Origin of the sequence: Streptomyces sp. NPDC001728 (assembly GCF_040297565.1) — a bacterium.
Taxonomy (GTDB): domain Bacteria; phylum Actinomycetota; class Actinomycetes; order Streptomycetales; family Streptomycetaceae; genus Streptomyces.
Map to the genome: position 1 here is coordinate 101,309 of NZ_JBEOZK010000022.1, position 12,654 is coordinate 113,962.

The 12,654-nt window shown below is 71.3% G+C and carries 14 protein-coding genes; 5 read left to right on the forward strand and 9 right to left on the reverse strand.

The window, feature by feature from the left end:
• Positions 1 to 5 precede the first annotated feature (5 nt).
• The 5 genes from ABT154_RS27755 to hemL all read right to left on the reverse strand — a co-directional run bounded on the left by ABT154_RS27755 (position 6) and on the right by hemL (position 5,099).
• Positions 6 to 743 carry a cytochrome c biogenesis CcdA family protein gene (locus tag ABT154_RS27755; RefSeq protein WP_317875780.1) on the reverse strand — a complete coding sequence of 246 codons (738 nt, stop codon included), beginning with the start codon at positions 741 to 743 and terminating at the stop codon, positions 6 to 8.
• Between the two features lie 4 nt (positions 744 to 747).
• Positions 748 to 1,353, reverse strand: a complete 606-nt coding sequence (locus ABT154_RS27760; RefSeq protein WP_332435156.1) for a TlpA family protein disulfide reductase — start codon at positions 1,351 to 1,353, stop codon at positions 748 to 750.
• A gap of 113 nt (positions 1,354 to 1,466) precedes the next feature.
• Complete coding sequence (locus tag ABT154_RS27765; protein WP_351860269.1) at positions 1,467 to 2,738, reverse strand: polysaccharide deacetylase family protein; 1,272 nt, start codon at positions 2,736 to 2,738, stop codon at positions 1,467 to 1,469.
• A 301-nt stretch (positions 2,739 to 3,039) separates the two neighbouring features.
• Entirely contained in the window at positions 3,040 to 3,756 is a 717-nt protein-coding gene (locus ABT154_RS27770; RefSeq protein WP_351860190.1) for a histidine phosphatase family protein, read from the reverse strand.
• Positions 3,753 to 5,099, reverse strand: a complete 1,347-nt coding sequence (gene hemL, locus ABT154_RS27775; RefSeq protein ID WP_351860192.1) for a glutamate-1-semialdehyde 2,1-aminomutase — start codon at positions 5,097 to 5,099, stop codon at positions 3,753 to 3,755. Before hemL ends, ABT154_RS27770 begins: the two co-directional genes overlap by 4 nt.
• 230 nt (positions 5,100 to 5,329) lie before the next feature.
• Between hemL and ABT154_RS27780 the strand changes: the two genes are divergently transcribed.
• A complete protein-coding gene (locus tag ABT154_RS27780) occupies positions 5,330 to 5,947 on the forward strand; it encodes a hypothetical protein (protein ID WP_351860194.1) in 618 nt (205 codons plus the stop codon).
• A 58-nt stretch (positions 5,948 to 6,005) separates the two neighbouring features.
• On the opposite strand, the gene ABT154_RS27785 is transcribed toward ABT154_RS27780, so the two are convergent.
• A complete protein-coding gene (locus ABT154_RS27785) occupies positions 6,006 to 7,964 on the reverse strand; it encodes an APC family permease (RefSeq protein ID WP_351860196.1) in 1,959 nt (652 codons plus the stop codon).
• 196 nt (positions 7,965 to 8,160) lie between these two features.
• On the opposite strand from ABT154_RS27785, the gene ABT154_RS27790 reads away from it, so the two are divergent.
• A complete protein-coding gene (locus ABT154_RS27790) occupies positions 8,161 to 8,565 on the forward strand; it encodes a MerR family transcriptional regulator (protein WP_351860271.1) in 405 nt (134 codons plus the stop codon).
• 51 nt (positions 8,566 to 8,616) lie between these two features.
• Here the strand turns inward: ABT154_RS27790 and ABT154_RS27795 are convergent, their stop codons facing one another.
• Entirely contained in the window at positions 8,617 to 9,486 is an 870-nt protein-coding gene (locus ABT154_RS27795) for a TroA family protein (protein ID WP_351860198.1), read from the reverse strand.
• 260 nt (positions 9,487 to 9,746) lie between these two features.
• Between ABT154_RS27795 and ABT154_RS27800 the strand changes: the two genes are divergently transcribed.
• Positions 9,747 to 9,995, forward strand: coding sequence for a hypothetical protein (locus tag ABT154_RS27800; protein WP_351860200.1), 249 nt, complete (start codon positions 9,747 to 9,749; stop codon positions 9,993 to 9,995).
• 39 nt (positions 9,996 to 10,034) lie between these two features.
• Here the strand turns inward: ABT154_RS27800 and ABT154_RS27805 are convergent, their stop codons facing one another.
• Positions 10,035 to 10,637 carry a TIGR03086 family metal-binding protein gene (locus tag ABT154_RS27805; RefSeq protein ID WP_351860203.1) on the reverse strand — a complete coding sequence of 201 codons (603 nt, stop codon included), beginning with the start codon at positions 10,635 to 10,637 and terminating at the stop codon, positions 10,035 to 10,037.
• A gap of 80 nt (positions 10,638 to 10,717) precedes the next feature.
• On the opposite strand from ABT154_RS27805, the gene ABT154_RS27810 reads away from it, so the two are divergent.
• Together ABT154_RS27810 and ABT154_RS27815 are read left to right on the forward strand one after the other, a co-directional pair.
• Positions 10,718 to 11,575, forward strand: a complete 858-nt coding sequence (locus tag ABT154_RS27810) for a DUF6597 domain-containing transcriptional factor (protein WP_351860205.1) — start codon at positions 10,718 to 10,720, stop codon at positions 11,573 to 11,575.
• 14 nt (positions 11,576 to 11,589) lie between these two features.
• Positions 11,590 to 12,129, forward strand: coding sequence for a GNAT family N-acetyltransferase (locus tag ABT154_RS27815; RefSeq protein ID WP_351860207.1), 540 nt, complete (start codon positions 11,590 to 11,592; stop codon positions 12,127 to 12,129).
• Here the strand turns inward: ABT154_RS27815 and ABT154_RS27820 are convergent.
• Entirely contained in the window at positions 12,126 to 12,575 is a 450-nt protein-coding gene (locus ABT154_RS27820) for a GNAT family N-acetyltransferase (RefSeq protein ID WP_351860209.1), read from the reverse strand. The two genes, ABT154_RS27815 and ABT154_RS27820, sit on opposite strands and share 4 nt — an antisense overlap.
• Positions 12,576 to 12,654 lie beyond the last annotated feature (79 nt).

A 12,654-nucleotide genomic window follows, 5' to 3' on the forward strand; every position in this document is an offset into this window, starting at 1 on the left:
GGAACTCAGATCCCCACCGTGAAACCGCTGGACCAGCCCTGCATCGTGGCGACCATGCTGTCCCACGCGCCCGTGAGGAGAAGGACACCGGTGACGAGCATCATGCCGCCGCCGATCCGCATCACCCACACATAGTGCTTCTTGACCCATCCGAACGCCCCCAGCGCCTTGCGGAAGGCGATGGCGGCGAGCACGAACGGTACGCCGAGCCCGAGGCAGTACGCGAAGGCGAGCAGCGCTCCGCGTCCGGCGCTGGCCTGTTCGAGGGCGAGGGCGTTCACCGAGGCGAGCGTGGGGCCGATGCACGGGGTCCAGCCGATGCCGAAGAGCGCGCCGAGCAGCGGCGCGCCGACGAGGCCGGCGACGGGCTTCTTGTGGAAGCGGAACTCCCGCTGGGTGAACCAGGGCATCAGGCCGAGGAAGAACACGCCCATGAGGATCATGAGCACGCCGAGGATCGTGGTGAGCGTCTCGCGGTACTCCTGGAGGGTCGACCCGAAGTAGCCGAAGAGCGCGCCGCCGGACACGAACACGGCGGTGAAGCCGAGGACGAAGAGGACGGCACCCGCGGTCATCCGGCCGCGGCGGCTCTCGGCGAGGTCCGTGCCGGTGACCCCGGTGACGTACGAGAGGTACCCGGGGACGAGCGGCAGGACGCACGGCGAGAAGAAGGAGACCAGGCCGCCGAGGACCGCGAGGGGCAGGGCGAGCAGCAGGGCTCCGCTGGTGACCGTCTCGTTCACCGGCTCACTTCTCCTTGAGGACGGGCTCGATCATCGACCGGAGCTTCGTCTCGTCGAGCGCCATGAGCGAGCGGGCGGCGATCTTCCCCTCCTTGTCGAGGACGACGGTGGAGGGGATGCCCTGGAGGCTGAGGGTGCCCTTGGGGAAGCCGTTGAGGATCAGCTTGCCCTGCGGGTCGTAGAGGCTCGGATAGGGGACTGCGTAGTCCTCTTCGAAGGCGAGGGCCGGTTGCTTGTTGAAATCACGCGTATTGATTCCGACGAACGCCACGCCCTGGTCCTTGAGGGCATTGGCGACCTTGACGAAATGCGGGGCCTCGGCGCGACACGGGGGGCACCACGAACCCCAGACGTTGAGGACGACGACCTTGCCCTTGAGGTCGGCGACGTCGAGCTGCTTGCCGTCGAGGGTCTCGCCGGCGAGCTTCCCGGTGGCCGCGCGCTCGCCCTTGGCGGCGGTGGAGATACCGCCCGTGTTGGTCACGAAGTTGGTGTTTCCACCGCCGCCGGACTTGCCGTTGCTGTCGCCGCCGCAGGCCGAGAGCGTGAGGGCGGCGGTCAGCACTCCGACGGCGAGCAGGGTGCGTCGAGGGGCACGGCTAAGGCTCATGTGAAAAGTTTCGCATGGGCGTTTGGGGGATCTTGGGCACCCCCCTACGTGCCCGGAAAGCCCCTTGTCAAGATCGCCTAAGCGATCGGGTGCGCAAGGGGCCCGGAGGGCCCCTACGCGGTCGGGGTGGGCGAGGTGGCGGGCCTGAGGAAGGTGTTCCAGCCGCCCTCCGGCTTCTGTCCCACCTCCAGCGTACGCAGCTTCGCCAGGATCTTCGGGTCCTGGACGTCGAGCCAGTCCACGAACTGCCTGAAGGAGACGAGCCGTACGTCCTTCTTTCCGGCCATCCCCTTGAGCGCCTCCTCGACGGCGTCCATGTAGATGCCGCCGTTCCACTGCTCGAAGTGGTTGCCGATGAAGAAGGGCGCGCGGTTCGACCCGTACGCGCGCGTGAAGCCGCCCAACAGCGCGTCGGCGGCCTGCTTGCGCCAGCCCGGGTAGCGCGAGGGCATGCCCTTGGTCGTGTTCTTCGACTGGTTGGCGAGCATGTTGTAGTCCATGGAGAGGACCTCGAAGGAGTGCCCGGGGAAGGGCACGGCCTGGAGGGGCAGGTCCCAGATGCCCTGGCGCTTGTCGGGCCAGGTCTGCCGGCCGCCGGGCGAGCTGGCGTCGTAGCGCCAGTTCAGCCGCTTGGCGGTGGGCAGCAGGTTGTCCTGGCCGAGGAGGCAGGGGGTGCGGCCGCCGACGAGCTCCTTGGAGTAGTCGAAGGGCAGCGGTTCGACGTCGGTCCAGCCGCTGTTCGTCTTCCACTCGGTGACGAACTTCATGGCCTGGTCGATCTCGCTCTGCCACTGGGCCGGGGTCCAGTTGCCGACGGAGCCGGAGCCGCCGCAGAAGTGCCCGTTGAAGTGGGTGCCGATCTCGTGGCCTTCGAGCCAGGCCTGCCGGACGTACTTCAGGGTGTCCTTGATGTGGGCGTCGGTGAGGTAGCCGATGTCGGAGGCGCCGACGCGGTTGTTCGGCGGGCGGTAGAGGTCCTTCTTCGATTCGGGGAGGAGGTAGATCCCGGAGAGGAAGAAGGTCATCGCCGCGTCGTGGTTCTTGGCGAGTTCGAGGAAGCGCGGGAAGAGGCCGTTGCCGACCTCACCGGCGCCGTCCCAGGAGAAGATCACGAACTGGGGCGGGGCCTGGCCGGGTTCGAGCGGGACGGGGGCGTCGGGCTGGTGCGGCTGCTTTCCGGTGTCCGCGGTGGAACCGTCACCGATGAGCTTGGCGTCGTCCTTGGTCGGGGTGGGCGCCCCCGGACCGGCCGAGACGTCTCCCCCCTTGCCGGGTCCGGAACGTCCCGGCTTGTCCTGATTATTGGTGCTGCATGCGGCGACCCCCATCGCCGCCGCCACACCAACGCCCGCCCCGAGCAGCCCCCTTCGACTGATTCCGCTGATCCCGCGCATGACATCCCCATTCGCGCTGACGTATTAACTAAACGTCATCCAAACCGACAATGAGTGAGATGCCTGGAGGAACACGGAGGTTCCGGAAAATCGCACAAAAATTTCAGGGCGATCGGATGACATGAACATCATCATCCAATCGCCCTGAACTCTGTACCTCGGGTACCCCGCTGTCCAGCGGGGGCGGAAACCTCCGCCGGACAGGCCTGCGCGGTCCGGCTCGCGGGGCTACGCGGTCCGGCTCGCGGGGCTATGGTCCGGCTCGCGGGCCTGCGCGGTCCGGCTCGCGGGGCTACGCCCCGAAGGCCTTCGACTTCCCCTTGACCGGCTTCGCGCCCGCCAGCAGGTGCGCCGGTACGAGGTCCCTGGCCGGCTCGCTGTAGCCGACCGAGACGATCTTGTCGCCCCGGTACGTGAACGAGGTCAGCGAGGCCAGCGTGCACTGCCGCCGCCGCGGGTCGTGCCAGAGCCGGCGCTTCTCCACGAAGCTGCGGACGATCCAGATCGGCAGCTGGTGGCTGACGCAGACCGCCTCGTGCCCCCGGGCCGCGTCCTTCGCCGCGTCGAGCGCGCCCATCATGCGGACGACCTGCTCGACGTACGGCTCGCCCCAGGACGGCTGGAACGGATTGGTCAGGTGCTTCCAGTTCCCCGGCTTGCGCAGGGCCCCGTCACCGACACCGAAGGTCTTGCCCTCGAAGACGTTCGCCGCCTCGATCAGCCGCTCGTCGCTCGCCAGATCCAGACCGTGCGACTTGGCGACCGGCGTCGCCGTCTCCTGCGCCCGCTCCAGCGGGGAGGCCACCACGTAGGTGATGTCCCGGTCGGCCAGGTGCTCGGCGACCCGGTCCGCCATCTGCCGGCCCAGCTCGGACAGGTGGTAGCCGGCGCGGCGCCCGTACAGGACCCCGTCGGGGTTGTGCACCTCGCCGTGCCGCATCAGGTGGACGACGGTGATGTCCTGGTCGCTCTTCGCGGAACTCTCCGGAAGGCTCGTCGCGTCGCTCATGCCGTCGCCTCCGCGGCGGCGCGGGCGGCGGCCGGCAGGGCGGCGGCGATGCGCTCGATCGCCCGCCCGTCGTGCGCGGCCGACACGAACCAGGACTCGAACGCGGACGGCGGCAGGTACACGCCGTCGGCCAGCATCGAGTGGAAGAAGGCGTTGAAGCGGAAGGCCTCCTGCTGCTTCGCCTCGTCGTAGTTCCGCACCTCGTCGGCGGTGAAGAAGACCGAGAACATGCTGGACGCGGTCTGCAGCCGGTGCGCCACGCCCTCCTTGGCGAGCGCGCCCGTGACCAGGCCCTGGATCTCCTCCGAGACCGCGTTCACCTTCGCGTACGCCGCGTCGTCGAGCAGCCGCAGCTGCGCGAGCCCGGCGGCCGTCGCGATCGGGTTACCGGAGAGGGTGCCCGCCTGGTAGACCGGCCCGGCCGGGGCCAGGTGGCCCATGACGTCGGCGCGGCCACCGAACGCGGCGGCCGGGAAGCCGCCGCCCATGACCTTGCCGAAGGTCAGCAGGTCGGCCTTGACGCCGTCGACGCCGTACCAACCGGCCTTCGAGGTACGGAAACCGGTCATCACCTCGTCGGAGATGTACAGCGCGCCGTTCTCCCGGCACAGGTCCGCGAGCCCCTGGTTGAAACCGGCCACCGGCGGCACGACGCCCATGTTGCCGGGCGAGGCCTCCGTGATGACACAGGCGATCTCGCCCGGGTGCGCGGCGAACGCGGCCCGCACGGCCTCCAGGTCGTTGTAGGGCAGCACGATCGTGTCGCCGGCCTGGGCGCCGGTCACGCCGGGCGTGTCGGGCAGACCGAGGGTGGCGAGACCGGAACCGGCCGCGGCGAGCAGCGCGTCCACGTGGCCGTGGTAGCAGCCCGCGAACTTGACGACCTTGGCGCGCCCGGTGAACCCGCGGGCCAGCCGGATCGCGGACATCGTGGCCTCCGTACCGGAGGAGACCAGACGCACCTGCTCGACCGGCTCCACGCGCGCGACGATCTCCTCGGCGAGCGCGACCTCGCCCTCGCCGGGCGTACCGAAGGAGGTGCCCCGCGCCACGGCGTCCTGCACGGCGGCGGTGACCTCGGGGTGCGCGTGGCCGAGAATCATCGGTCCCCACGAGCAGACGAGGTCGACGTACTCACGACCGTCCGCGTCGGTGAGGTAGGGACCGGAACCGGACACCATGAACCGGGGCGTTCCGCCCACGGCCCGGAAGGCACGCACCGGTGAGTTCACGCCGCCGGGCGTCACGAGGGAAGCGCGGTCGAAAAGCGTCTGTGAGACTGGGGCTTCGTATGAATACGGCACTGTGATCCTGACCTGCGAGAACGACTTCGGGCACGACATCGGGAACGGAGGGACGGCGTGAACATCCCCTGTATTACGCCGGGGCGTTCGCCCTCCGCGTCTGCGAAACTGGGGCGTCATAGGGATGGCTCACGGAATCCATGGTGTCAGAGGCCACGGCGTTCTTGCGGACAGGTGTTTCACCGTACGAACGCGGGGGAGGTCACTGACACGATGATCGGGTCGCGCGGCGGGGTCGTGTTGCCGAGAAAAAGCAGTCGGGTGGAGATATGCATCGCGGTGGCGGACCGGGCGAGGGGACGGACGACCTGGGTCCGGAGTCTGCCCGCCGGGGCAGGCACCGGCGCCGGCGGACCGAAGACCCGGCGTCGGGCACTCCGGTCGGTCCCGGCGCGCCGGGACCTCCTGGCTCCCCGGGCGAACCGGCCCCCGGAAGCGGGAGTGGCCGGTTGGGGGTGACGTACAAGTACTTCGGCGCGCCCGACGGCGCCACGGCGGCCCGCGTCCCGATCTCGATGCGCCCGGAGGAGCTCGGCGGGGACGAGCTGGGCATGGGCGGCATGTTCACCAAGATCAAGCCCGAGACCATAGCGGCGATGGTCCTGACGGGCATCCAGGGCATGCCCCTGCACAAGGTGCCCCCGCTGGAACTGGTGGTGCTGCACCCGGACTACGCGGTGGTGAAGCTGCCGATGACCGTCGTCGACCCGCTGCGCGGGATAGGTGAGGAGTCGGTCGGCGCCGCGGCCTTCATCTGGTCCACGGTCCCGGACCGCGGCGGCCCGCGCGACGCCTTCGACGTATACCAGCTGCTCCACGAGTGGCAGGACTTCTCGGTCCGCCTTCACGAGGCGGGACACCAGCCGTACTGCCTGGTCTGGCCGTAGGGCCCACCCTCCCGTACGGGGTTCTCCGGTACGGGGTTCTCCGGTACGGGGTTCTCCGCTACGAGGCCTGGCGCGAGGGCGTCTCCGCGCGCTCGGCGGCCAGCTCGCGGGCGGAGGCGAGCCGGTACGGCACGTCGATGATGACGACGTTCTTCATGAACAGCAGCCGGGTCTTGAGACGCAGCGCGCTCTGGTTGTGCAGCGGCTGCTCCCACCAGTGCCCCACCACGTACTCGGGGATGATCACCGAGATCACCGATTCCGCCGTCCGCTCGGGCGCGTCCCTGACGTGCCGCATGACGGGCTGCACGATCGAGCGGTAGGGGGAGCTGAGCACCCGCAGCGGTACGTCGATGCCGTGCGCCTCCCAGGTCGCCCGGAGCACCTCTGCCTCGGCCGGGTCCTCGGCGACGGTGACGGCCGTGAGCGAGGCGGGCCGCAGGGTCCTGGCGTAGGAGAGCGCCCGGAGGCTGGGCGCGTTGACGGAGGCGACCAGGACGAGGACGTGGTTCTCGGCGAGGGTGTGGGGCCGCTCCCCCGGTACGACGGCGACCTCGGCGGCGACGGCGTCGTAGTGCCGGCGCACCCCCTTCATCCCGGCGAAGAGCACCGGCATCGCGATGACGACGATCCAGGCGCCGTGGGTGAACTTGGTGATGAGGACGATGACGAGGACGACCGCCGTCAGACAGGCGCCGAAGGCGTTGATGGTGAGGCGGCGGCGGATGTTGTGACGGTCGGCGGCTCCGGCGGGGGTGGCGAGTTCTCGCCGCCAGTGCTTGACCATGCCGGTCTGGGAAAGGGTGAAGGAGACGAAGACGCCGAGGATGTACAGCTGGATGAGGCGGGTCAGCTGCGCGTCGAAGGCGACGATGAGGACGATCGCGGCGAGCGCGAGGAGGACGATGCCGTTGGAGTAGACGAGCCGGTCGCCGCGGTGGACGAGCTGGCGGGGCGCGTAGCGGTCGCGGCCGAGGACGGAGGCGAGCATCGGGAATCCGTTGAAGGCGGTGTTGGCCGCCAGGATCAGGACGCTCGCGGTGACGGCCTGGAGCGCGTAGAACAGGATGTGCCAGTCGCCGAAGGTGGCCCGGCCGATCTGGGCGAGCGCGGTGGACATCGGGGTGCCGGGGGCGAGCCCGAGTGCCGTGGGGTCCTCGGCGACATGGACCTCGTAGACCATCGCGAGCACGGTGATCCCGAAGAACATGGTCACGGAGAACCCGCCCATGATCGCGAGCGTCATGGCCGCGTTCCGGCTCTTCGGCTTCTCGAACGCCGGTACGCCGTTGCTGACCGCCTCGACACCGGTGAGCGCGGTGCAGCCGGAGGCGAAGGCGCGCAGCGCGAGCAGCACGAGCGCGATCCCCGAGTAGGTGGAGACCGCCTCCACGGGCAGGTCGGCGGACTCCGCGCGGATCGTCGCACCGGTCGCCATCCGTACGCCGGCCACCGCGAACATCAGGTAGATCACCGTGATGAACGCGTAGGTGGGGACGGCGAACCAGCGGCCCGACTCCCGTACCCCGCGCAGGTTCATCCAGGCCAGCACGACGACGAAGAACACCGAGAGGGCGACCGCGTGCCCGGTGAGCGAGGGCACGGCCGAGGTGATCGCGGCGACCCCGGAGACGACCGAGACGGCGACGGTCATCACGTAGTCGATGAGCAGCGCGGAGGCCGCGGTGAGCGCGGCGGACTGCCCGAGGTTCTCGGCGGAGACGACATAGGCCCCGCCGCCGCCGGGATAGGCGTAGCAGGTCTGCCGGTAGGAGGCGACGACGACCAGGAGCAGGATGACGATGCCGATGGCCGCGTACCAGGCCAGATGGAGCACGGCGAGGCCGCCGAGCGCGAGGATCAGCAGGATCTCCTCGGTGGCGTAGGCGACCGAGGAGAGCGGGTCGCTGCAGAAGATCGGCAGGGCGACCCGTTTCGGCAGCAGGGTCTCCCCGAGCCGGCCGCTGTCCAACGGACGACCTACCAGCAGGCGTTTCGCCGCACTTCCAGCTCTCATAAGTGATGAAGTTAGGACGAATGGGATGTAATGCGCGGAAGCCGCGCCCTGTGGGAGCCCCCGTACGCCCTGTGGGGGCCCCGTACGAGGAAGGACCTGACGCGTGAGCGGAACACAAGGAGCACGGGACGTACGAGTCGGGCGCGACGCGCGGAGGGACACGCGGAGGGACGCGCGGACGGCGGGCGGCGAGCCCATGCAGATCGGCGAGGTCGCCGCACGGACCGAACTGTCCTTCCGCACCATCCGCCAGTACGAGGACAGCGGCCTGGTCGTCCCGTCAGCGGCCTCACCGGGCGGCTTCCCCCTCTACACGGACGCCGACGTGTCCCGGCTGATGGTCGTCCGCCGGATGAAGCCGCTCGGCTTCACCCTCGACGAGACCCGCGAGCTCCTCACGGCCGTCGACCGGCTGGCCGCCGACCGCGCGGGCACGGACGCGGAGCTCGACCCGGACGAGCGGGCCGGGCTCGTCGCCCGCGTCCGGGGGTACGAGCAGGCGGCCGCGGAGCGGGTCGCCGAGCTGCGGGCCCAGCTGACGCGCGCGGAGGAGTTCGCGGACTCGCTCCGGCGCACCCGCCTGACGGCGGCGCCGGCCTGACCTTTCCGCCGTGGTCCCGGTCCTGGTCTCCCGCCGACCGGGCGTGGCGGCTCAGGCGGTGAGGGTCCCGGCGAGAGCGCGGAACAAGCGCGCGTACGCGGCCGGGCTGGGCGGCGTCTCGGGGTTCCACGCGGCGAGCCGGACGCCGGGCAGGGCCGCGTCGGGGGCCGTGGCGTGGGCCCGGCTGTCGAAGAGGACCAGGCCGGGACGGAGTTCGGCGGCCCGCCCCCAGTCGACGGTGAGCCAGTTGGCCCCGGGCCCGGGGTCCGGTTCGAGCAGCCGCACGCCCAGCTCGGCGAGGCGCGCCAGCTCGGGCCAGGCCTGGGGGCGGGCCAGATGCACCTGCTCGGGCCCGGCCCCGGAGAGCGCGAGCACGGAGAGACCACCTCGGGCGGCGGCTTCCCGGACGGCGGCTTCGGCGGCCGGCAGGGACCCGGAGTCCGCCCCCGCGTCCGCATGGACCCCTGCCGCCTCCGCCTGGAGGGCCGCCGTCGCCCCGAGGCTCGCCGCCAGCGTCCCGAAGCGTTCGAGGATCGCCCCGAGGGTGAGTTCGCTGCCCACGGAGAGCGCGACGAGCGGCACCCCGAGCCGGTCGGCGACGGCCTCGTCGAGCGCGTACGGGCTCTTCCCGTCGTAGGTCACGTCGACGATCACGTCCGGCCGCAGCTCCCGCAGCAGCCCCTCGTCCAGGGACCGGCCCGGTCCGAGGTACGACACGGCGGCCGACCGGAGGCCGCCCTCCTTCGCGGGGTCGAGGACCTCGCCGTCGTGCCCGGAGCCGTACACCGCGACCGGCGTCACCCCCAGATCGCACAGGGCCGCCCCGGCCCGCACGTACGCGATCACCCGCCGCGGCACGCGGGCCGCCCCCAGCTCCGCACCTCTGTCGTCCGTGAATCCCCACGCCTGCGCCCCGGACATACGGCAGCTCCCTCCCCGGCCGGAATGTGCCTCTTCCGCCACCTTGGAACGGTTCCCCGGCCCGCACAAGAGGGCCTTCCGCCCCGGGACGCGAAGGCGGGAGGCGGGACCAAGGTCCCGGACCCCCCTGCCGAAAGTCCCCCGAGGTGGTGTTAACTGAACAGGTCGGGAGGAAGCAGTAGGAATCGCCAGTGCCGTCGTGCACGCGCACCTGTCGGGGCGCGCCGCGTACGGGCGGCCCTCACGCCCTGGAGTGAGCCATGTCCTTGCCCGGCCAGTTGTCCGACCCCCGTGTGATCACCCTCTTCGGGCTGCTCGCCGTCTCGACGGTGGCGTTGCTGTCGCTGAGCCTGCGCGCCCGTGCCCGCGTCCGCCGCGAGCGGGCGCACACCCCGCTGGCGCGGGTCTGGCACCCACAGGAGACGACGGTGCTGACACCCGCGGAGGAGCACGCCTTCCGCCAGGTCGTGTCCCGGCTGTCCCTGGGCGCGGCCGGCCGCCTGCGCTGAGCGGGCAGGCGGGCGGGCGGCTCGGATCAGGGCTCCGGCTCAGGCCTTCCACCCGCGCGGATCGCGGCCCGTGGTCGCGAGCAGCCGCTCGAACGCGGTGGCGTCGGCGGGCTGCTCGGCGGCCTCCCCGAAGACGCCGGCCTGACGGGCCATGGGCGCCATCCGCTCCACCTCCTCGGCGAGCCCGGCGACCACCGCCGGGTCGGGCTCGAAGGTCCGTCCGGTGGCACGGGCCAGGTCCCAGGCGTGGACGGTCAGATCGAGCAGCACCATGGAGCCGACGGTCCGCGCGGGCAGGCCGAGGGACCCCGAGGTGCCCTCCTCGGCGCCGGGCGCGGACCAGGCCTCGGCGAGCTTCCCGGTCTCCTCCTCGAAGCGCCCGCGCCAGTCGGCCTCGGCGAGCCGGTCCGGGGTGTCGGAGAAGTCGGCGGACCGCTTCGCGGCGAGGTCCTGGAAGCTCACGACCACGGCGAAGAGGTGGTTCAGCAGGGCGCGTACGTCGTACTCGGCGCAGGGCGTGGGCGCTCCGAACGACGTGTCGGGGGTGTCCCTGACCAGGGGCGCGGCATCTGCGGCGGCACTGCGGAGCAGATCACCGATGGGAAGCCGGGACCCGTCCGCCGGGGGTGTCTTGGGCGTCATGGGGCGACGTTAGGGGAGCATGCCCACCCCCGTCTTGAAGAAACACGCCAAGGCGGGAACCCGCCCCCTAGCATCGGAGGATGTCCGACTCCGCACCGCGCAGGGACACCCGGGGCATCGTCGACCCCGCCGAGCTGCTCTCCCGCGTCCGCTTCCGCCGCCACGCCCCGGCGCCGGAGCTGCGGGCCTTCCTTGAGCACTACTGGCTGATGGACTGGGACCTGGAGGAGCCGTACGCGAGCCACCTCGTCCCGCACCCTTCGGTGAACATCGTCTTCCAGCGGTACGGGCCGCTCGGCGCCCCGGCCGGGTCCACGCGCGCGTCCGCCGAGGTCTCCGGGATCGGGCTCGGTCTCTTCACCCAGAAGCTGGAGGAGTCGGGCCGGGTCTGCGGGGTGCAGTTCCGCCCCGGCGGCTTCCGCCCGTTCGCGCCCGCGTGGCCGGTGTCGACCTGGACGGGCCGCAGGGTCCCCCTGACCGAGGTGTTCCCGGACGCGGGCGCGGACGCGGGTGCCGATGTCCTCTCCCCCGACGACGACCACGCGCGCGTGGCGGCGCTCGACGCGTTCCTCCTGGCCCGCGGCCCCGCCCCCGACCCGGCGGCCGACCAGGCCATGGAGCTCGTCGACCTGGTCCGCGCGGACCGCACGGTCCGCAGGGTGTCCCAACTGGCCGCCGCGACCAGCCTCTCGGCACGTTCGCTGCAACGCCTGTTCTCGTCCCACGTCGGCGTGGGCCCGAAGTGGGTGATCCTGCGCTACCGCATCCACGAGGCCCTGGAGCGCGCCGAGGCCGCGGAGACGGCCGGCGGCGACCCGGACTGGGCCGGCCTCGCGGCGGAGCTGGGCTACAGCGACCAGGCCCATCTCGTACGGGACTTCACCGCGACGATCGGGGTGCCGCCGACGTCCTACGCCCGGGGACTGTCAGCCCCCTGACCTACCGTACGGAGATGGACAACGACATCTCACCGGTACGCCTCGAAGCGTGGTCCGAGGGCGACGGCGAGCTCCTGCGCGCCCTGAACGCACCGGAGCTGACGGAGCACCTGGGCGGCCCGGAGACCGAGGAGCAGCTCGTCCGGCGCCACCGGAAGTACGTGGGGATGAGCGCCCAGGACCCGGGCGCGGGACGGATGTTCCGGATCGTGCTGCTGCCGGAGGAGGCCGTGGTGGGCAGCATCGGGTTCTGGGTGCGGACCGGGGACGGCGAGCCGACGTACGAGACCGGGTGGGCCGTGCTGCCGGGCTTCCAGGGCCGGGGGGTGGCGACGGCCGCCACGCGCGCGGTGGCCGGGGAGGCCCGGCGGGCGGGCCTCCACCGCTTCCTGCACGCGTACCCGTCGACGGACAACACCGCGTCGAACGCGGTGTGCCGCAAGGCGGGGTTCGAGCCGCTCGGCGAGCGGGACTTCGAGTACCCGCCGGGGCATCCGATGCGCTGCAACGACTGGCGCCTGGACCTGGCGGAACCGGCCGGGAAGCCGCTCTAGGCGGGCTCCTCCGGTGCGGTGAGCGGCCGGGTGAAGTGGAAGGCCGCGATGTCGAAGCGCTCGCGCAGATAGAAGCGGTGGGCCCCGGTGCGGTGGGTGCCGGAGTCCAGGTTGAGCTCGTGGCAGCCGGCGGCGCGGGCGTGGTCGTCCAGATGGGCGACGAGCGCGTGGCCGACGCCGGTGGAGCGGCTGGCGGCGGCGGTCACGAGGTCGTCGACGTAGAGATTGCGCAGGGAGCTGGTGTTGTCGACGATCCGCCAGCCGGCCGCGCCGACGCAGCGGCCGTCGTCCGCGTAGGCGGCGCTGAACCGCAGCCCCTGCGCGTGCCCTGCCCGGTACACCTGGCGGAAGAGCTCCGGGGTGAGGTGGGGACGGAGTTCGGAGAGGACCGGCAGGAGGTCGCTCTCCAGCCTGGGGTCGCCGGGCTCGAGGTCGATGATCTTCATGGCGGGACCGTACCTCAGGGTTTTGTCGGGGTTGACGCACCGCGCACCACCCTGGATATTTATCTGCGTGCCGCAGATG

What these genes read in the sequence shown, in the direction of transcription:
- ABT154_RS27760 (WP_332435156.1), bottom strand. Translation starts at nt 1,353, where the DNA reads ATGAGCCTTAGCCGTGCCCCTCGACGCACCCTGCTCGCCGTCGGAGTG.
- ABT154_RS27770 (WP_351860190.1), bottom strand. Translation starts at nt 3,756, where the DNA reads ATGAGCGACGCGACGAGCCTTCCGGAGAGTTCCGCGAAGAGCGACCAG.
- hemL (WP_351860192.1), bottom strand. Translation starts at nt 5,099, where the DNA reads ATGTCGTGCCCGAAGTCGTTCTCGCAGGTCAGGATCACAGTGCCGTAT.
- ABT154_RS27780 (WP_351860194.1), top strand. Translation starts at nt 5,330, where the DNA reads ATGCATCGCGGTGGCGGACCGGGCGAGGGGACGGACGACCTGGGTCCG.
- ABT154_RS27785 (WP_351860196.1), bottom strand. Translation starts at nt 7,964, where the DNA reads ATGAGAGCTGGAAGTGCGGCGAAACGCCTGCTGGTAGGTCGTCCGTTG.
- ABT154_RS27790 (WP_351860271.1), top strand. Translation starts at nt 8,161, where the DNA reads ATGCAGATCGGCGAGGTCGCCGCACGGACCGAACTGTCCTTCCGCACC.
- ABT154_RS27795 (WP_351860198.1), bottom strand. Translation starts at nt 9,486, where the DNA reads ATGTCCGGGGCGCAGGCGTGGGGATTCACGGACGACAGAGGTGCGGAG.
- ABT154_RS27800 (WP_351860200.1), top strand. Translation starts at nt 9,747, where the DNA reads ATGTCCTTGCCCGGCCAGTTGTCCGACCCCCGTGTGATCACCCTCTTC.
- ABT154_RS27805 (WP_351860203.1), bottom strand. Translation starts at nt 10,637, where the DNA reads ATGACGCCCAAGACACCCCCGGCGGACGGGTCCCGGCTTCCCATCGGT.
- ABT154_RS27810 (WP_351860205.1), top strand. Translation starts at nt 10,718, where the DNA reads ATGTCCGACTCCGCACCGCGCAGGGACACCCGGGGCATCGTCGACCCC.
- ABT154_RS27815 (WP_351860207.1), top strand. Translation starts at nt 11,590, where the DNA reads ATGGACAACGACATCTCACCGGTACGCCTCGAAGCGTGGTCCGAGGGC.
- ABT154_RS27820 (WP_351860209.1), bottom strand. Translation starts at nt 12,575, where the DNA reads ATGAAGATCATCGACCTCGAGCCCGGCGACCCCAGGCTGGAGAGCGAC.